This is a genomic window from Schlesneria paludicola DSM 18645 (assembly GCF_000255655.1).
In the GTDB taxonomy this organism is placed as follows: domain Bacteria; phylum Planctomycetota; class Planctomycetia; order Planctomycetales; family Planctomycetaceae; genus Schlesneria; species Schlesneria paludicola.
In genome coordinates this window covers 3,328,515-3,346,890 of record NZ_JH636435.1, presented here as the reverse complement: position 1 = coordinate 3,346,890, position 18,376 = coordinate 3,328,515, and the positions used below count along the sequence as shown (strand labels likewise).

Annotated in this window: 14 protein-coding genes; 6 read left to right on the top strand and 8 right to left on the bottom strand. The window is 55.9% G+C overall.

Annotated features, from left to right (window positions below; all coding sequences use genetic code 11):
* Nucleotides 1-38: 38 nt before the first annotated feature.
* On the bottom strand, nt 39-1,400 hold the full coding sequence (locus OSO_RS0132480) for a serine/threonine-protein kinase (RefSeq protein WP_010587058.1): 1,362 nt from the start codon (nt 1,398-1,400) through the stop codon (nt 39-41).
* Between the two features lie 303 nt (nt 1,401-1,703).
* Nucleotides 1,704-2,294, bottom strand: a complete 591-nt coding sequence (locus OSO_RS0132475; protein WP_237729357.1) for an RNA polymerase sigma factor — start codon at nt 2,292-2,294, stop codon at nt 1,704-1,706.
* Nucleotides 2,295-2,515: 221 nt separating this feature from the next.
* Here OSO_RS0132475 and OSO_RS0132470 point away from each other — a divergent pair, with 221 nt between their 5' ends.
* Nucleotides 2,516-3,946 carry a DUF1501 domain-containing protein gene (locus OSO_RS0132470; protein WP_010587056.1) on the top strand — a complete coding sequence of 477 codons (1,431 nt, stop codon included), beginning with the start codon at nt 2,516-2,518 and terminating at the stop codon, nt 3,944-3,946.
* A 535-nt stretch (nt 3,947-4,481) separates the two neighbouring features.
* The gene (locus tag OSO_RS0132465; RefSeq protein WP_010587055.1) at nt 4,482-4,952 is read left to right on the top strand and encodes a hypothetical protein; all 471 of its coding nucleotides are present in this window, start codon (nt 4,482-4,484) and stop codon (nt 4,950-4,952) included.
* Between the two features lie 44 nt (nt 4,953-4,996).
* Here the strand turns inward: OSO_RS0132465 and OSO_RS0132460 are convergent, their stop codons facing one another.
* Nucleotides 4,997-6,157, bottom strand: coding sequence for an SGNH/GDSL hydrolase family protein (locus tag OSO_RS0132460; RefSeq protein ID WP_010587054.1), 1,161 nt, complete (start codon nt 6,155-6,157; stop codon nt 4,997-4,999).
* A gap of 96 nt (nt 6,158-6,253) precedes the next feature.
* Complete coding sequence (locus tag OSO_RS0132455) at nt 6,254-7,825, bottom strand: sulfatase-like hydrolase/transferase (RefSeq protein ID WP_010587053.1); 1,572 nt, start codon at nt 7,823-7,825, stop codon at nt 6,254-6,256.
* A gap of 324 nt (nt 7,826-8,149) precedes the next feature.
* Here OSO_RS0132455 and OSO_RS0132450 point away from each other — a divergent pair, with 324 nt between their 5' ends.
* Complete coding sequence (locus tag OSO_RS0132450) at nt 8,150-9,799, top strand: acyl-CoA synthetase (protein ID WP_010587052.1); 1,650 nt, start codon at nt 8,150-8,152, stop codon at nt 9,797-9,799.
* 39 nt (nt 9,800-9,838) lie between these two features.
* On the opposite strand, the gene OSO_RS0132445 is transcribed toward OSO_RS0132450, so the two are convergent.
* The gene (locus OSO_RS0132445) at nt 9,839-10,795 is read right to left on the bottom strand and encodes an amidohydrolase family protein (RefSeq protein WP_010587051.1); all 957 of its coding nucleotides are present in this window, start codon (nt 10,793-10,795) and stop codon (nt 9,839-9,841) included.
* Between the two features lie 240 nt (nt 10,796-11,035).
* Complete coding sequence (locus OSO_RS0132435) at nt 11,036-11,383, bottom strand: cupin domain-containing protein (protein ID WP_010587050.1); 348 nt, start codon at nt 11,381-11,383, stop codon at nt 11,036-11,038.
* 960 nt (nt 11,384-12,343) lie between these two features.
* On the opposite strand from OSO_RS0132435, the gene OSO_RS0132425 reads away from it, so the two are divergent.
* Nucleotides 12,344-14,041 (top strand): sigma-70 family RNA polymerase sigma factor, encoded by a 1,698-nt coding sequence (locus tag OSO_RS0132425; RefSeq protein ID WP_010587049.1) that lies wholly within the window; start codon nt 12,344-12,346, stop codon nt 14,039-14,041.
* Between the two features lie 317 nt (nt 14,042-14,358).
* Here the strand turns inward: OSO_RS0132425 and OSO_RS0132420 are convergent, their stop codons facing one another.
* Together OSO_RS0132420 and OSO_RS46025 are read right to left on the bottom strand one after the other, a co-directional pair.
* Nucleotides 14,359-14,634, bottom strand: coding sequence for a hypothetical protein (locus OSO_RS0132420; protein ID WP_010587048.1), 276 nt, complete (start codon nt 14,632-14,634; stop codon nt 14,359-14,361).
* Nucleotides 14,635-14,958: 324 nt separating this feature from the next.
* A complete protein-coding gene (locus OSO_RS46025; protein ID WP_010587046.1) occupies nt 14,959-15,588 on the bottom strand; it encodes a methylated-DNA--[protein]-cysteine S-methyltransferase in 630 nt (209 codons plus the stop codon).
* 469 nt (nt 15,589-16,057) lie between these two features.
* Here OSO_RS46025 and OSO_RS0132400 point away from each other — a divergent pair, with 469 nt between their 5' ends.
* A complete protein-coding gene (locus OSO_RS0132400; RefSeq protein WP_029247718.1) occupies nt 16,058-16,801 on the top strand; it encodes a hypothetical protein in 744 nt (247 codons plus the stop codon).
* A gap of 111 nt (nt 16,802-16,912) precedes the next feature.
* A complete protein-coding gene (locus OSO_RS0132395; RefSeq protein ID WP_010587044.1) occupies nt 16,913-18,178 on the top strand; it encodes a pyridoxal phosphate-dependent aminotransferase in 1,266 nt (421 codons plus the stop codon).
* Nucleotides 18,179-18,376 lie beyond the last annotated feature (198 nt).

Sequence of the window (18,376 nt, the reverse complement as noted above, 5' to 3'; positions counted from 1 at the left end):
ACGCAGTTTCCTTGCCAATACGCGTTATGAAATGCTCTCTAGAAGTCGGTGTCGTTGTTCCAGTTGTTTAATTGTTGTTGGAGTTGTTTCAGTTCGGGTTGTGATGGATCGTTCCAGGGGAGTTGTGATTCGATTTGTTGGGGTGCTGGCGGCTTGAAGAGGCCGAAGAATGTCAGTACTAAAATGAGAGTGATTCCGATCAGCCACCACTGAATGTGCGGTCTCGGCTTGGGGATGGAAGGGGCGAGCGATCTGAGTTCGTTCGGGAGCGGGACAAGTGTTGGTTGCTGCAGGTGTGCTAGGCCCGCTTTCAGAAGTTCGGCCACTTCGGCGGCGGTCTCGTAACGCTGTGTGGGGTGTTTCGCTTGCAGCTTGCCGATCAGGGCCTCTAACCAACTTGGGACGAGCGGATTGACCGCCTGTAGAGGACGGGGCGTGTCGTCGCAGACACGGCGAAGAACCGCCATCGCCGATTCGGCTCGGAAAGGGGAATGGCCGGCGAGCAGGGTGTAAAGCACCGATCCCAGGCTGAATAAGTCCGTGCGATGGTCGATCTGGTCGCCACGAGCCTGTTCTGGTGACATGTACTGTGGTGTGCCCGCGATCACGCCACTGCGGGTTAGGCTCGCATCATCCGCGGCGCGGGCCAGGCCGAAGTCGGTCAACAACACTCGTTCGACATTGCGTTCCAGCAGAATATTCCCCGGCTTGATGTCGCGATGCACCAGACCCTGCGCATGGGCGGCGGCCAAACCTTCTGCGACCTGTTGCCCGATGCGGAGCGTATCAATCACCGAAAACGGGCCTTGCCGCGAGAGCCGCTGTTGCAGTGATTCGCCCGGGATGAAAGGCATGACCAGATACGGCGGATAGTGATTTGGGTCTACCGCATGGATGGCAACGACATGCTGATGGACCACGGCCGCCGCGGCCTGGGCTTCGCGGGCGAATCTCAAGCGGGCCGCCGCACTCGTTGCGCAGAAGGGGTGCAGGACCTTGACCGCGACAAATCGGTTCAGTTCGTGGTCATAACCTTTCAGGACGATCCCCATGCCGCCGCAACCGATTTCCTCAAGGATCTCGAAGTCGCCAAGCTTGCCGAGCATCGCGGGGTTGTCGGAGGGCGAGAGGAAGTCAAGCGGGATGCTTTGAACATGCGACGGTGAATCGGCGGAGTCAACGTCAGCACCGGATAGATCGCCCGTGGCAACTAGCCCGCTGAGTGCATCACGCGTTTCGGACCACATGTGCTGATCGGCGGCGAGATCTTCCAGGCTGCTGCGGCAGACGACACACGATTCGAGATGCGATGTCAGCGTGGCTTGGACGGTGTCCGGCAGGGTGCCGTCCAAGAGTTGTCGCAATTGATTGCGATCGCAGTTCGATGTTGTGTTCGACACAGTAAAATCCCGTCGCGAAAATCAAACTGTCAATAAACGATATAGAATAAGTGACTCGGCGATCAGAGGCACTTTACACCGCGTCGAAAGAAGGGGGCCCGGCACCTTGCGGAGCCAGTCCCCCTTCTTTCAAGCGAGCTGGGGTAGGTTTGTACCCGGTTCTCTTTGAGCAGTGTGTTTTTGGCGAGCAAGTGATCTTATGATTGTTGTGTTGTCAGTGATAAAAGATCCGGGTGCTAATGCATCCCGGCTCGCTCGTTATTTTATTTGTGTTTATGTGTGTTGCGTTTCATGATCGATTGTTTACGGATCTGCTGTTTCGCGATTGATTGATGGTAATTCGCGGAATTCCTCCACCTTTTCACGGATTCGGTTCATCACGCGGCTGCGGGCGACATAGAGTGCGCCCGGGGAAATACCTAACTGTTGTGCCGTTGCGTTGACGTCGTAACCGTCGATTGAGGTCAGCCAGAAGGCCTGCCAGGTGGATTCGCGGAATTCCGGTCGGATCTGTTCTGCGGCCCAGCGAAAAATCTGACGGCGACGTTCCAGGTCGAACACGCGGGATGCATCGCAGTCGGGGGCCGGTTTCTGATTGAGCCATTGATTGACGTCACTGTCACCGCTGCCGCGTGGATGTCGCGACTGACGGATCAGGAAGTTTACGACCAGATTGCGTGTGATTGTCGAGAGCCATGCTCGAAACGTTCCGCGTGCCGGATCCGCCTCCCAGCGATGGATGGAATTCACGACCGCCAGCAGGACCTCTTGAGTGACCTCGCGTGCGTCGGCTTCTTGAACTCGTTTTTGCCGAATCAACCGCAAAATGAGGGGCTGATAGACTTCCAGAAACGTTTCCCAGGCGTGCTGATCCCGTGCATCGCGAAGACGCATCAGCAAGCTCGGTCTCGTATCGGGAATCAGGCTCATTCAGGTCTTTCGAAGTTTAACCTGACCGTTGATGTGACAATCTCTGACGAAGACACAACAGGGATTGAAAAATCTTACACGGAATTTCCAAGGTCAGTAGTACCGGATCACACATTGAAATTCGTATCGGCGATCGATACGTTGGCGAAGTCTGATGCGTTCTGGCACGTCCTGGGGTCTCATGCATGTTGACCATTTCCGGATCAGAATCGAACCACGGTGAGGGAATCTCTCGTCGAAATTGCCTGCAGATAGGTGGGCTGGCTCTCGGCGGAATGGCGTTGCCTCAGATTCTTCGAGCAGAAGCGGCATCGGCCGGCGGCCATCCTGCGAGTCATCGCCGCAAGGCCAAGGGCGTGATCATGGTTCTGTTGCCAGGTGGGCCGCCCCACTTGGACATGTTCGACATGAAACCCGACGCCCCGGCCGAGATTCGCGGCGAGTTTCAGCCGATTGCGACCAATCAACCGGGGCTTGAGATCTGCGAGTTGATGCCAAATCTGGCCAAGGTCGCAGACAAATTGACGGTGATTCGCTCGCTGGTCGGATTCATTGATGACCACAATACGAACTGGTGCACGACCGGCTGGGAATCGCATCGTGAGATGGATTCTTCGCCGCTTGTACCCGGTTTTCCGCCCGGCGGCTGGCCATCCATGGGCTCGATTCTTTCCAAGCAATTGGGGCCGCGCGTTTCGGGCGTCCCGGCGGCGGTGGATTTGACCCCGATCGACCCGGATGCGCGATTCATTCTGCGGGTGCCGCCGACGCAACCCGGTTTTTTAGGAACAACGCATGCCGGTTTTGAAGTCGAAGCGGTTGACCGTCACAACATTCGCCTGAATGGGACATCGCTCGATCGAATTGCCGACCGTCGATCACTGCTGACCAGTTTCGATGGCTTCCGCCGTCGGGTGGAGACAGATGGAACGCGCGATGGTCTGGACGAATTCCATCGTCAGGCGTTCGACGTCTTAACGTCGCCCCGGTTGGCGGAAGCCCTGGATCTCAGTCGTGAGGACAAGGCGGTTCGTGGGCGATACGGATTGAATCGGGACTATCCGGGTGAGCGGGACGGAAAGACGTTTCTCGATCAGTTCCTGCTGGCCCGCCGTGTGATCGAGGCGGGGGCGCGGTGCGTGACTTTAGCGTTCTGTCGCTATCCGTTCGGGCGGATGCTGCGTGGCGATTACAATTGGGACTGGCATAAAGATCTGTTTAACGAAGCGCGGGGAACGTTACCTCTGTTCGATGTAGGATTGGCCGCCCTGATCCAAGACCTGGAAGAGCGTGCATTGCTGGATGACATCGCGGTCGTGGTTTGGGGCGAGTTTGGTCGTAGTCCCAAGATCAACTCGGTTGCCGGACGCGACCATTGGCCAGGTGTCTGCAGTGCTTTGGTCGCCGGGGGTGGGATGCGCAATGGTCAGATCATCGGCTCGACATCGCGTTGGGGCGAAGAGCCGCTGTCCCGACCTGTGCATTTTCGTGAAGTCTTTGCCACGTTGTATCACCAGATGGGAGTCGATGTTGCAACGACGCAGCTCATCGACCGAGCTGGGCGGCCGCAATATCTGGTCGGCGAACATCGTCCAATGCCGGAATTGATTGGCTAGCACTCTGTCATCAAGCGGACGCCGCGCCGATGACAGAGTGTCAGGGGCAGTTACGCGGACGGCCAATCGGTTTCTGTTCGTGAATCATTTTGCTGATTCTCTCGCAGGTTTCCTGGATCGGTTGGAATTATTGCGGCCGGATGACGTGCGTCTGTTAAGGTCTGTAATGAGAGCCAACATGAGCGAGGTGGCGGGAATCTACCACGCGGCTAAAGACTGACCATGCCACATCTTGGAGGTATTCTCTTGAGCGGGGCCAGCAGCTTGCGATGTGGCACCCGTGCGGATTCGCTGACGGATTGTGACAATCCCCTTTGAAACAAGGGCGTCAGGGGTGGTCGAGTACTGCCTTTCATGACCTGTCGAACGCGTGGCCGAATCGGTTCGGGCGAATTTTACAGACCATTTGCAGTCGTCATGAAATTGGCACGAAAGGTGCCGAAGTTGAGAGCAGGCGTTCCGCAGCCATTTCGAGACATCACCTTGCAGCCTGAATCGCTGTCACCGTTCGTTCATCAATCACGAGGATTGTTTCATGTTGAATTTCGCTGTTCGTCCCCTGTGGCCTGCGGTCCTGATGGCTTCGGTCGCGATGGTTGGGGGTTTTTCCATTTCGAGTGCGGACGATTCAAAGGATTCGCCGCCAGCCAAACCCGCGGCAAAGAAGCCGCAGACCAAGGAAGAACGCGATCAGTCGGACTTCATGCGGAAGAAACTGGGGGCTTCGAACCAGATTCTGGAAGGGTTGGTGACGGAGGATGCGGAACTCATTAAGAGAGGTGCGAAAATCCTGATTGAGATGAGTTCGGCCGAGCGATGGCAGGTCAAGAACAATGTCATGTACAAGCAGTACAGCAATGAGTTCTTGCAGTCGGCCAAAAAGCTTGAGGCGGCTGCGGAGAAAGAGAACATTGATGCTGTGACGCTCAAGTGGATGGACACTACCATGAAGTGTGTCGAGTGCCATAAGTTCGTTCGATCGAGCATTCTCGCGCAGGCAAAATAAACGTGAGATGGGCCGACGTCGAGACGAACCTTCGAGGCCGCAAGTTATTGCGGCTTCGAAGGAGTCTCGATTGTGAGCAACGGTCGCAGGACTTTCTCGAACTTGTCGGCCAGGCGATGGTGTCCCAGGTCAGTCGGGTGCGATGCGTCGACCGTCGCGTCGCCGTCGTCACCCAGCAGATCCTCGCCCTCAAGATAGGACAGGTGTTTGATCCCCGCCTGTTCCAACCGGTCGAAGGCCGCCTTGAGTGCGGCGCGGTTCAGTTGGTTTCGTTCGCGACGCGCTGGATACAGAATTCCGTCCGGGTAGCTGCGATCTTCGGCTAAAACGATGGGCGTCTCGGGACGAGCCGCGCGGAGCGCCTTGATGAACGGTTCGGTTCGCGCCGAGACATCAGGGCCTGTCATATTCGGCAGGCAATCCAAGACGTACACGGCGGGATCGAGTTCCGCGAACAACGGCACCATTTCCAGATCCAGCGTTCCGTTGGCCCGAAAGCCGAGATTGATCACCGGGCGATCCAGGCGACGTCCCAGGATCGCGGTATAAACCATCCCGGGGCGTGAGGCGCATCCACCCTGCGTGATCGATGTTCCGTAGAAGACGACTGGCTTTACGCGTGCGTGGGCCGGCGCTGCTTTCAGCATCCGAGAACCAATTGGCAGCCCCAATTCGATCGTGGATGGCACATTGTACAAGGGCAGGTAAAGGAGATACTCACGTTCATCCGCGGAGATGTTGTTAACCAATTTGACCTCATTGGTCTGTCGTTCGGGCTTTCCAACAGCGAACCAACGCCAACGGTCGTTGTGCTTGACGTATAAGTCGAGGCCACTGACGGCCGTTGCGGGCATGGCGGGTTCGGAAAGCGTGTCGAGAGTCAACGTCCATCGCGCATGAATTGTCGTAGCTGCGGTGAAAAACCGCACGCAGATTCCTGACGACTGGCGGCTCAGTCGCCAAACTTCAGGGCGAACAATTGCCTCGGCCTTTGCGGGCAGGCGATCAAAGGGCAATTTCGTTTCGCGCCAACCTTGGCCTTCGATATTCAGAAGCGTCAGATCGTACCAGGCAAGTTGATGCTCACCGTCGACAATACCGTGGATCGGTTCGGTCAGCGTCTGTGCCCATGCCGACGACGTCAGCGTGGCTCCAATCAGGACTAGATGACGTGCGATCGAGATGACGTTCAACCTACTGTCCATGGCGTACCCAAGTTCATCAATTGCTGCCAGTCGTTCTTACGACACCGCCATTCAGTCCTGTCTCCGCTCGATGTCAAGTTCATCGACGCCTCAACTCTACTGCGACGATTCACTCGCGGCTTCGGCTTTTGTCCTGGGCATCGAATCGACAAACTTTGCATCGGTTCTGCGGAGTTCGTTGATTGTTTTGGTGCGAAGTTCTGCCAGTCGATGACGTTGCTCGGGGTGATGGGCCAAATTCGTCAACTCGTCGGGATCGGAATCCAGGTCATAGAGTTCTTCCGTTTCGCCTGGCACGAGATAACGAACATACTTGAATCGCCCGTCGCGCAGCATGACGTACCACGGCACGTTACTCGCTGCGGTTAATCGTTCGTCTGTTGGAATGACGTCGGTCTCTTCACCATAAGAGCGTGCGGTATTTGTCAGCAGCATTGGGGAGTTCCAATTGCCCGTTTCTGGATCTTGGAGCAGCGGACGAATGTCGCGTCCGTGCGTTTTCCAGGAAATCTGCACGCCGGCCATGCGGCAGAGGAAATCGATCAGATCTGGTGAATTGATCGGATGCTTGCACACTTTGTTCTCTGGAACATGACCGGGCCAACTGATGATTAATGGTGACGAGAGCGTGGCATCGTAGGGGGCGACTTTTTGGCTGAAACCATGTTCGCCCAGTCCGAATCCCTGATCAGCGGTGTAAATCACGAGTGTGTTTTCCAACTGGCCTGACTCTTTCAGCGCCGTCATCACGCGTCCGACACCTTCGTCGACCGCCAGATTGCATTCGTTGACCTGTTGGACCCACGCGTTCAACGACTTCCCGGGCTCGACCGCACCTCGATTACGCTTCATCAGAGCAGGGGTTCCATCGGGGCCGGGCATCCATGCTCGGGTTTTATTCAAATACGCGGGCTTGTCGGGCCACGGGCCCAGGATGTCCATTGGCAGTGAAGCCGTCTTGTCGGCGAGTGTCCCTCGGTGACGTTCGGCGGGAGTGGTCGGTCCATGGATCGCGCCATAGCACAGCCATAGATACCACGGCTTGTCTGCAGTGCGGTGTTTTCCCTGAATGTATTCCGCCGCCCACTGCGAGTAGTTGTCGCTTGAGTATCCCGGAGTCTCGCGATCTTCACCGTTAAAGGTCAGCAATTGATCGTAGTAATAGTTGCCGGCATTGTCGGGGTGACCCGGACGGTTCCAGACAATTTGAAAGTCCCAGTCTCGACCAAATCCAGTGTCGGTACCTGTGTGCCATTTGCCAATCTGAGCCGTTTGGTAGCCCTGCTTTCGAAATTCAGAAGGGACGAATGGGCATTTTGCTGGATCATACCGACTCCCGGGGTAGACCCCTTCCATGGTCATCGAGCGAATGGCATGTTGAAGACAGCCGGTCAACAATGAGGCGCGCGAAGGCATGCACCACGGTCCGAGATAGCTACGTTCAAATCGCACCCCTTGCTGCGCAATCGCATCGATATGAGGAGTTTTCACCCAATCTGGTGCGCCGGGATAGCAACTGATGGTTTTAAATGGTTGATCATCCGCGTAGAGAAACAGAATATTGGGCCGAAGGGCTGTCGGCTTTTCCGCCGCGAGACCAATCCTCGCGCCGTTGCTAAGGGAAACTGCCAGCAATCCAATCCCGGCCAATCGGACAAACTGATTCATGCCACAATCCTTCCAAATGGAAAACCTGCTTTGGGGCATCGGCAACACGCGTCTAAAACACGCTAACGAAATCCATTGTCTCGTGTAATGAGCGAAGAGGTTTTCTTGCCTTTCTCTGTGTCTCACCCCTTACCCGTGTGCTCCCGAACTATCCAAAACGTTCAGGTGAGCCCAGCGGTGGAAAGGGAGACACAGAGACACGGAGGCACAGAGAAAGGCAGAATGTTCGGGTGGGAAAGACTTCGTGGGGGTGTGCTGGCATAATTGCGGAATTCTGGTTGAGAATCGGCTTCGATGACGAATGATTCCTGAAGGATTTGACTGATGGGTTCCGTGCCTGTGTTGCCCAATCCCTATTCGATTGATCTGGACCCTGTTGCGGCGAATTATGCGCCGCTGACGCCGCTGTCGTTTCTCGCGCGGGCTGCGGCGGTGTATCCAGAGCGGAGTGCCTGGATTCATGGTGCGCGGCGTGCGTCCTACGCGGAATTCGCAACGCGCTGTCGGCGACTGGCCTCGGCCCTCATCCAACGCGGCATCGGGGTCGGAGATACCGTGGCGGTGATGGCACCGAACGTGCCGCCGATGCTGGAAGCCCATTATGGCATTCCGATGACGGGAGCCGTGCTGAATGCGCTGAATATCCGTCTGGACGCGGCGGCGATTGCCTTCATGCTGGAGCATGGCGACGCCAAGATTTTGATCACCGATCGCGAGTATTCAACGACGATTGAGGCGGCACTGTCACTCTTGAAAGAGAAGGGCCGAGAGCTGCTGGTGATCGACATCAATGACCCCGAATATACCGGTGCGGGCAAGTCGTTGGGTGAACTCGACTATGAAGCGTTTCTGGCCACGGGGGATGCCGACTTTGCGCCGACCGCGCCGGCACATGAATGGGACGCGATTGCACTCAATTACACCTCAGGCACGACCGGCAATCCCAAAGCGGTGGTCTATCATCATCGCGGCGCGTACCTTCTGGCGATGGGAAACCTGCTGGCCTGGAATATGACGGCGGCACCGGTTTATCTGTGGACGTTGCCTATGTTCCATTGCAACGGCTGGTGTTTTCCGTGGACTTTAAGCGCCGTCTGCGGCACGCATGTCTGTCTGCGTAAGGTTGATTCGGCGGCGATTTTTCGGGCGATTTCCGAACATCGCGTGACACATTTGTGCGGTGCGCCGATCGTGTTGAATTTGTTGGTGAATGCACCGGAAAAAGTTCGCTTTGAACATACCATTGAGATCATGACTGCTGCGTCGGCACCGCCCAGTTCGGTCATTGCGGCGATGGAAGGAATGGGTTTTCACGTCACCCATGTGTACGGGCTGACGGAAGTTTATGGACCAGCGACGGTATGTGACTGGCATCCGGAATGGGATCAGTTGCCGCTGGAGGAGCGGGCCCGTTTGAAGTCGCGGCAAGGGGTGAACTATGCGGTGCTGGAGGGGTTGATGGTCGCCGATCCCACCACAATGGAACCGTGTCCGGCCGATGGCAAGACGCTGGGTGAAGTCATGATGCGCGGCAATATTGTGATGAAGGGCTATTTGAAGAACCGCCAAGCGACGGAAGAGGCGTTTCGAGGGGGCTGGTTCCACACGGGCGATCTGGCGGTGACGCATCCCGACGGATACATCGAACTGAAGGACCGTTCGAAAGATATCATCATCACCGGTGGCGAGAATGTCTCGACGATCGAAGTGGAAGATGCACTCTATAAACATCCGGCGGTGATGGATGTTGCCGTGGTGGCTCGTCCGGATGAGAAGTGGGGCGAAACGCCATGCGCTTTTATCTGTCTGAAACCGGATGCCCAGGCGACGACTAGCCAGGAGATTATTGCCTTTTGTCGGCAGCAGATGGCCGGGTTCAAAGTCCCGAAAACGGTGGTTTTCGGCCCGTTACCACGCACATCGACGGGGAAGATTCAGAAGCACGTATTGCGCGACAAGGCGCGGCAATTGTGAGGGAATTGCAGATTGCGGTTGAAGCCCGTTGAAGTTGCCTTAGCTTTTGGCAAATTTCCAAATGCGCAAGGCATTTTTGCCGAGCATCAATTCGCGGTCCGCGGCCGTATAGAAGTCGCAAAACTTATCGACGAATTCGAGTTCCTGGTCCATTGGCAGTTCCCAGCGGGGGCGGGGATAACCGGTTCCCCAGATCAGTTGTTGGCCACCGAATTCCTCGTAGATCGCTTTGTAGAATGGCAGGGTGTCTTCGTACGGATATTTTTTGAGTTCGGACATCTCGTACGGCTCGGAGTTACTGATCCAGACCTGTGGAAACTTTTTGAGTCGAAACATTTTGCGAAATTCAGGCCAGCAGTCCTTGGCATTCAGGTCTGGTTTGCCGGCATGGTCTACGACGATTTTGACCCCCGGAAATCGGCCTGCCATCTCTTCCAACATCGGCATCTGGTGCGGTGCGATGTAGTAGTTGAAGACCGCGCCGAGTTTCTCGGCGGTTCGCCAAAGCTCGTCGTGATCGCGCGAATTCAGCCAAGTCGACTTCGGGTGATAAATCGGACTGAAACGCATTCCTTGAAATCCCCGTTCTGTTATCCAATATCTGAGTTTGTCGGCGATTTTAGGGTCTTCAGGCTGGAGGAGACCGTGCGCGACGAACAAATCGGGGTAAAGACTCAGTGAATGTGCGATGTAGGAGTTGTCCCAACCGAAGTAACGGGGATTGATCAAGACTGCATAGCGGATGCCGAAGTCATGCATCTGGCCGACCAAATTCTCAATCGGGGCAGCCACGTCTACTTTGAGCTTGGCTCCCGCTTCAGGGTGATTGAAGGGAAATTTGGGGTCGAGAGTCCAGACTTCCGTGTGAGTATCGATGATCAATCGGTCTTCCCCTGCGTGCACCTGCGACGTGAGCAAGGAAGGGGCCAGGGATGGCAATGCGGTTGCGGCGAGAGCCACACTACGGCCGATGAACTGGCGACGATCGATCGACATCGTTTGGGCACCTCGCGAACTTGAGGGATTCGGCGCGGGCTCATGTTACGTGGCGTGTCGATTTCTTGTCGTGTCTTGGAGTGAGGATTCCGTTTGCCCATTCTGAAATGGGAATGGCGAGATCTTGGTTGGCTTCGTCCCGCATGGACTCCTGTGATGAGGCAAACGAGGCAGGGTTCCATGAATCGCGATTCGATGACTCGTTCATTGGACCAATCAATACCGTTTCAACACATTCGGTCAGTTCGCTGTGCCGGGCGTCGCGTCTTGGTAGTGGATGGCGAGCCAGACGGTGGGTTCATCGGGAGTGGTCCATTCGACGCTGTGTCGTTCGCCGGCGGGAATGACCAGGAAATCGCCTTGGGATAGCGAGTGTTCTTGCGACTCGTTGGCAAATCGCAGGCGTGCGGCACCGCTGACGACCAGGACAAACTCGTGCCATTCCTGTTCGTACCAAAAATCAGCCGCTGACGCATGGCCAGTGGAGACGATGCGTTCGATGCGCAGTCCCGTCGCGGTCAGCAGTGTTGTGAACAGTTCGTCCGGAAGTTTCTCTGGCAGGTCTGCGAACACATTCCTGATTTGCATTGTCCTTTCCTTTCGGAGTGATGGTGAGTGAATCAGGAACGCCGTTTGGACGGGCGTGCAGGTGCGTTTCTTCAGGAGCCACGAATCGTGTGTTTCGCGATCATGTGGTGCATGCGCTTGTTTGAGACGCCGTCTGGCGATGCCCGCTGAGCGACCGAGCGTCGGTTGTGACGACAATTCCTGATTTGGCGGCTGCGGAAATCCGTAGCGTGCTTAGGTCAGGAAGTCAGTCGATACGGACGTGACGTTCCGGGTGAAATCTTGCGGACCCAGGTTCTGGCGATGGTGGTTTTCGAGTGCTCCAGGCAAACTATGTGTCGCGTACACGCTGTCGTGGAAAATGGCTTGAAATCCCTTTTTTGTGCGGTGTGGCCAAACCTGAGGTGGTCAAGTGACCGTTGTCAACTGGTCGTTTGGAACGCGGTCACGATTCTCAAGTTTCGGATCAATGCATCCTTTCGCGTTGATGTTAATAAAGATGCTGCAAGCCCAAAGGGAAAAAAATTTCCAAGAATTTTGATTGATCGGTCACTTTTTGTAACTGCGGCGGGCCCATTTTGTTAGCATTTCGACCCTTCCGAGCATGTGACGCTCGGTGTACTCGCAACGAATGAAAGGATGCTCTCAATGCGAACTCTGCCGCGATCTCAGCTCTTATCACGAATGGCTGCCCGCCCTCGGTGTCTCGCCGGAAACCAACGAATGGCTCCGCGACTCGAAGGTAGTCGAGCGAATTCCGGGGCTATCTGCTGATCGCACTCGGCAAGTTCGAGGCGAGAATCCGGAAGAAGATAAATTTGGGATGAACATGGAGTTCATTCCTGTGATCATGACGCTCAAAAGCTCGTCAACAGTTGACGAGCGGCGAATAATAATCAGGACACCTATTGTTTCACGACGGGCCTGCCCGCACAGGCTTCAATCACAAGGACGTGAAAGTACCGCAGGAGGTTTTGACCCATGCATCGTTTCAACCCCGAATTCGCTAAGTTATTGGACGACTGCCGCGCCAAGGGGTACGCCACGTACCAGCTCGTTGACAAGTATCTCCCCGATGAAGGGGGCGATCCAAACATGGTTCCGGAACTGATCATCGCTTTCGAAGATCTGGGCCTGGACATCGTTGACGAGCCTGATCCCAATGACCAACCCAAATACGAAGCCATCCCGGAATCGATGATGGAGCCGGAGACGCCTTCGTCTTCGCGCGATCCGATTCGGATGTACTTGAGCCAGATGGGGCACATTCCCCTGCTGTCGCGTGAGAAGGAAATCTTCCTCGCCAAGCAGATCGAAGTGGCCCGTAAATGGTTCCGCCGTAAGATCGCCGAGTCCGATTTTGCAATCGGTCTGATCGTCGACACGATTGAAAAGGTCTGCCGCAACGAGCTTCCGTTTGAGCGTACGCTGCGTACGAGCGAAACGGAGAATCTGCGGAAGGAACAGATCCAGGGACGTATTCCCGTCAATCTGCCCACAATCAAGCGTTTGCTGGACGAGAACAAAGTCGATTGGGAAGCTTGCAAGGTTGAAAAGAGCAAGCCCGAATTGGCGGTGATCAAGCAGCGGATGAAATCGCGTCGCCGGAAGCTCGCTTGGCTCTGTGAAGAGCTCAGCGTGCGTACGCAGCGCGTGCAGCCGATCATGCGACGGATGGAACAGATTGCGAAGAGGATTCAGGAACTGCAGACGCAGATCCACAAGTTGTCGGAACGCAGGACTGCGGCGGCCGTCAATGAAGCGGAAGTGTCACGCCGTGAGCTGAACGATCTGGTTGAATTGGTCCTCGAAACGCCCGCCGATTTCGTTGACCGAGTCCGTCGGATCATGGCGAAGTTTGACGCGTGGACCCGCGCCAAGCAGCATCTGTCGGGTGGAAACCTGCGACTGGTGGTTTCGATCGCGAAGAAGTACCGCAACCGCGGTCTCAGCTTCCTCGATCTGATCCAGGAAGGTAACGCCGGTTTGATGCGTGGTGTCGAGAAGTACGAATACCGTCGCGGCTACAAGTTTTCGACCTATGCGACATGGTGGATTCGTCAGGCGATCACCCGTGCCGTGGCCGATCACGCTCGTACGATTCGTATTCCCGTGCACATGTTCCAATGCATTTCGCAGCTCAAAGCCAAGAGCGAGCAGATTCGCCAGGAGACGGGTCGCGATCCCAGCATGGAAGAGTTGGCGGAATCGGTCGGGATGTCGATCGAAGAAACCGAACGTATTATGAAAACCTGGAAGCATCCGGTCAGCCTGGACACTCCGGTTGGAGAAAGCGAAGACGGTTCATTCGGTGACTTCCTGCAAGACGACAACGAAACCAACCCCGCCGAATCGGCCATGCAGGAAATGCTGCGTGACAAGATTGAGGTGGTCCTTCGCAGTCTGACATATCGCGAACGCGAAATCATCAAGCTGCGTTACGGCCTGGGCGACGGTTACAGCTACACGCTGGAAGAAACCGGTCGGATTTTCAAGGTGACCCGCGAACGTATCCGTCAGATCGAATCGAAGGCGCTGCGAAAGCTGCAGCACGAAACGCGGGCCAATCACCTGCGTGGGTTCGTCGATTCGACCGGGGATGAAGTCCCCAATCTGACGGAAGAAAGCGACGCAACGATGGTGGAAGAGAATGAAGAAGTCTTCGCCGTCGCCGTCTGAGCCAGCGGGCGATTGACGCCCCGGCGAAGACGAAATCCGTTAGAGTCTGATTAACCCACCTGCAGTCTTACGATTGCGGGTGGGTTTTTTCTTGCGCGAGGGGGGCGGGATTCCGTGACGCAATTTCGCGAAGAATTCAACGCAAAGGCGCTAAGGGGCAAGGACGCAAAGAAGAGAAAGGGAGTTGGTGAAATACCGCTTCTCGGCTCGCCAGCGTCGAAGACGGAGCAGCGTCTTCGCGTTCCTCAGGTCAGACAAGAATCGTTCAGGACGTCGCCGCTTGGGGCGGTCTTCGGAATCGATGTTTGGGTTAGGACCTATACGGATTTTTCTTGTTCCAATGGAGCGATCGTGCGGGCCTTTGCTTGCTTCTCGCGAGACGTTTCAGCGTGATCGGTGATCATGGCCGTCATTCCCAGGATGCCGATCGCCAGGACTTCGGCCGTCATCACGACGGCGCCGTACCGGTTGAACCAGCCGTTGACCGGTGCGCCCGGGTCACCCAGAGGCATGGTGACCATCGCGAGGATCGTGATGGTGAAGATTGTGGTGGCAGCCGCTGTCAGGAAGAAGAAGGCTTTCGACAACCGCATGATATTCCGTATCCAATGGTTTTTTCGTGGCCAGAAGAACCGCGTTGGTTGTGAAATCCGGCGGCATTGTTTCTCACGATTGCGTTGTTCATCCACAGAATATCAACGTCGCCTGACACGATACATCCACTGCAACAATGTCGCGACGGCAAAGAAGCAAGCAGGCGCTGGCGAATCGGTTGGCTCGGCAGACGACGTTGTGAAGGATGTTTTTGTCCAATCTGTCGAGTGAAGTTGTCGATCAGTGGCGGAATCGCGCGCCAGGAAGTGAAATCACGGGGGCAGGCACCTTGCGGAGCCAGTCCCCGTGATTTCAAGAGGCCGCTAATGTCGACCCTGGTCGAGAAGGTGCGTCCGTGAAATGCCGAGGGCCCGTGCTTCGAGGTCGAGCATTCGCTCTTTCAGGTTTGTGCCTGATGGCGAACTGAAACCGCCGAGTTTTCCGCCGGCGGCGATCACGCGATGGCAGGGAATGACGATCGGGAACTGGTTTGTCGACATGACCGTGCCGACGGCTCGGGCGGCACCGGGGTGGCCAATGCGCTTTGCTAGTTCTCCATACGACGCGACTTCGCCGTAACGCAATCGACGTGTTGCCGCCACGATCTGCTGTCGAAATTTGGTCGTCGCGGGCAACTGGAGGGCGACGTGTGAGAAGTCGATGATTTCACCGTCGCAGTAAGCTTCGAGTTGTCCACGAAGTTTTGGCGCCCAATCGATTTGCTCGATGGACGAAGCCATCTGTGTGGCACGCTGGACGACCGATTTCTCGTTTGGGTGTCCGATGAATACGGAGGTCAATTGCTCGTCGATTCCCAGCAGTCCGAACCAGCCCAGTTCGGTCTGGAAGGTGGCGATTGCCATCTGTCTCGGCTCGAAATCCGGTGCTGCTGCGGCGGCTGGCCGTGGCTTTTGGGCCGAGGTGGGGCGGGCCCGTTTCGCAGCGTAGGGCATGATCTGGTTCCTTCCTCGAGTGGAATTGCTGGCGGAACGCGCGTGAGGTCGGGTATTCGTCACGACGTCAGGCGCGTCCTGTTCCCATGGTTTCAATGCGATTCCAAGCCTTTCCGAAAGTCGCAAGCGATTATTGCATCAGGAGATGAAATCAGGCCGATGAGGGCTTGGTCTCTTTGACCCCTGTTCCACCGACCTATACAATGCGTGCCGGTGTAGGGAAATGGTCGTAAATTCTCCCTCGTCGGACAACTCTCACGAAATGTTCGTTTGAACAACTGCTGGTGGCGTCACACGTCATTCGACGTGGATGTCTCGTCCTGGAACATTGAGTGGGTTTGTCGGTGACAGAATCCGAAGTACACGTCGTGTCGAATCGTTCAAGCTGTGACATCGTGTGGCGGTGGATCGCATTTCGAATGAATTTTGCGGATGTGTCTGCACGTTTGGCTTTTTGAGGAAGACGCTGATGACTGCCTACACCAGTCTTGCGGACGATTTTTACGTCAACATGAATCTGAATACCGAAATGGCACTGCCAGCCGGTCGCGATACGACGCTGAGCTTCTTCGAGCGAGTTCGCAAAAAATACTCGACCATGCGGAATTTCTACACACGTGAGAATGGCGATCACGTCCTGGAGGAAGACAAAGACCAGGGGCATCAACGCTGGGTGACACTTGAACCACGACGGATCTGCAGCGGCTTCATCAACCCGCCAGATATCGACGATGCCTTTGAGCAGCATAAGCTGGTGCTGGAACTGGTCCCTTACATGTTGTCGGTCAGTTCGCTCGACTGCGAAGCCCTCGACTACATGATGGGGTTTGACTTTAACTATCGCGGCAACCACGACGAGTTGGTGGCCGAGGCTTTGGGCGTCAGTTCAGCGCTGGACGGTCTGATGGACATTCCTGGTCGGCAGGTGCTGAACTACGAGCCGACGATGACGATCGCATTGGAAGAAACCTGTCGCCGGCAGGCACGCCTGATGATCGAAACGCGGACAAATGCTTATCAAGTGCGTCGCGGCGAATATCCCGAAGACCATATCAGCGTCTTCTTCACGGTACGCCAGTACGGTAGTCTTGAGTCGGACAGTTCCTACGAAGGGACTTTGGCGGAACTGAAGGTTCAGTGCGAATTTCTGCTTGAGAAATACGTGGTCGAGCAGGTGCTGCGACCATTGCAACTGGCGATTTCAACGAAGTAGCGGATCGGAATCGTCACGACGGGACCGAGTTCCCGGATGTCGTGTGGTGGCCAGCTTCGTCATTCGTTTTTCTTCAATCGATGTTCCTCATTCTTCTGGAAAGCGCGGTCTATGTCCGTTCAGCTCAGTGAGTTCGCGAAATCGTTGTCGGTGGAAACGGCGTTTAACGTGCTGGCAGTGGCCAAGGCACTCAAAGCAAAAGGGAAGGATGTTGTTGAGCTCGAGATTGGGGACAGCCCTTTCGACAGCACCGCATCGGCGAAGTCGTCTGGCGTTGAAGCAATTCAGCAGAACAAATCGCATTACTGTCCTTCGCCCGGTCTGCCCGAGTTTCGCGAAGCGGCGGCGGCGTTCGTGAAGCACGAATTCAAGATTCCGGCCGAAGCGGCGAATATCGTGGTCGCGCCCGGCGCGAAAGTGTTCGAACAATATTTTTGCGAAGCGTTCTTGAATCCCGGCGATGGCGTGCTGGTCTTCAGTCCCTTTTTTCCGACATATCTGCCGAACATTCTGCGACGCAATGCGCGTCCTGTATTGGCGCCGCTGAAACAGTCGAATGGCTTCCGTCCGGAAATGTCGGCGATCGAGAGCTTCTTGAAGAACGATCCGTCCCCCAAGGCGATCTTTTTTAACTCGCCGCACAATCCGACGGGTGGCGTGATGACACGTCAGGATTTGCGCGACGTGGCGGATCTGTTGAAGGGAACGAACGTCGCGGTCTTCAGCGATGAACCGTACTGTCATATGGTTTGGAAGGGTAAGCATGAATCGCTGCTGGCCGAACCGGGGATGCTGGAGCGGTCCGTGGCGGCTTATACCTTCAGCAAAAGCTACAGCATGAGCGGTTGGCGGCTGGGCTTCTCGGTTGCTTCGGTGGAAGTCTCTGACGCGATTGGAAAGATGATCAACACGACTCTTTCGTGTACGCCGCCGATCGTGCAGTTGGCCGGAAAGGCTGCACTAGAGCGGGATACGACAGAACGCGACGCCGTCATGCAGAAATTTCGGAAGAAAGTGGAGCTGCTCACGAACGGTTTGAATCGGCTCGACGGGTTCCGATCACTCGATCCTGCGGCCACGTTCTATGTCTTTCCGAACGTGGCTCCTGTTTGCAACCAGCTTGGCATCACCAGTCATGGTCTTGCCCTGTATCTCTTGGAAGGTGCGGACGAGAAGTTCGGTGTGGCCTGCCTGGGTGGGGAGTGCTTCGGGGATGCCGGGGGCGGCTTCCTGCGATTCAGCTGTGCCGAACCGGACGAGCGACTGCAGCAGGCACTCGACTTCCTGCCGGTTGCGATTTCGCGCAACGACAAGATTGCGGCGTATCTTGAGAAGAATCCGAAGTATCGCCTGTCTCAGCCTTACACGATTGGTTGAGCTGCAATCGAATTGACGAACGAGCGACACTCAACTCTTTATCGCTGTGCCGCCCGATTCGCCCCCGCACTCGGATCTTGCCATCGGATTCAAGACAATGCCGCGAGGGTGAGGGAGGCTCAGTAATCGAGGGAGGCAACAACGGCGAAGTTCAGGCCGCGTGAACATTCGCGCGGCCTGAATGGGTGTCGTCTTCGA

What these genes read in the sequence shown, in the direction of transcription:
- OSO_RS0132475 (WP_237729357.1), bottom strand. Translation starts at nt 2,294, where the DNA reads ATGCGTCTTCGCGATGCACGGGATCAGCACGCCTGGGAAACGTTTCTG.
- OSO_RS0132470 (WP_010587056.1), top strand. Translation starts at nt 2,516, where the DNA reads ATGTTGACCATTTCCGGATCAGAATCGAACCACGGTGAGGGAATCTCT.
- OSO_RS0132465 (WP_010587055.1), top strand. Translation starts at nt 4,482, where the DNA reads ATGTTGAATTTCGCTGTTCGTCCCCTGTGGCCTGCGGTCCTGATGGCT.
- OSO_RS0132460 (WP_010587054.1), bottom strand. Translation starts at nt 6,157, where the DNA reads ATGGACAGTAGGTTGAACGTCATCTCGATCGCACGTCATCTAGTCCTG.
- OSO_RS0132455 (WP_010587053.1), bottom strand. Translation starts at nt 7,825, where the DNA reads ATGAATCAGTTTGTCCGATTGGCCGGGATTGGATTGCTGGCAGTTTCC.
- OSO_RS0132450 (WP_010587052.1), top strand. Translation starts at nt 8,150, where the DNA reads ATGGGTTCCGTGCCTGTGTTGCCCAATCCCTATTCGATTGATCTGGAC.
- OSO_RS0132445 (WP_010587051.1), bottom strand. Translation starts at nt 10,795, where the DNA reads ATGTCGATCGATCGTCGCCAGTTCATCGGCCGTAGTGTGGCTCTCGCC.
- OSO_RS0132435 (WP_010587050.1), bottom strand. Translation starts at nt 11,383, where the DNA reads ATGCAAATCAGGAATGTGTTCGCAGACCTGCCAGAGAAACTTCCGGAC.
- OSO_RS0132425 (WP_010587049.1), top strand. Translation starts at nt 12,344, where the DNA reads ATGCATCGTTTCAACCCCGAATTCGCTAAGTTATTGGACGACTGCCGC.
- OSO_RS0132420 (WP_010587048.1), bottom strand. Translation starts at nt 14,634, where the DNA reads ATGCGGTTGTCGAAAGCCTTCTTCTTCCTGACAGCGGCTGCCACCACA.
- OSO_RS46025 (WP_010587046.1), bottom strand. Translation starts at nt 15,588, where the DNA reads ATGCCCTACGCTGCGAAACGGGCCCGCCCCACCTCGGCCCAAAAGCCA.
- OSO_RS0132400 (WP_029247718.1), top strand. Translation starts at nt 16,058, where the DNA reads ATGACTGCCTACACCAGTCTTGCGGACGATTTTTACGTCAACATGAAT.
- OSO_RS0132395 (WP_010587044.1), top strand. Translation starts at nt 16,913, where the DNA reads ATGTCCGTTCAGCTCAGTGAGTTCGCGAAATCGTTGTCGGTGGAAACG.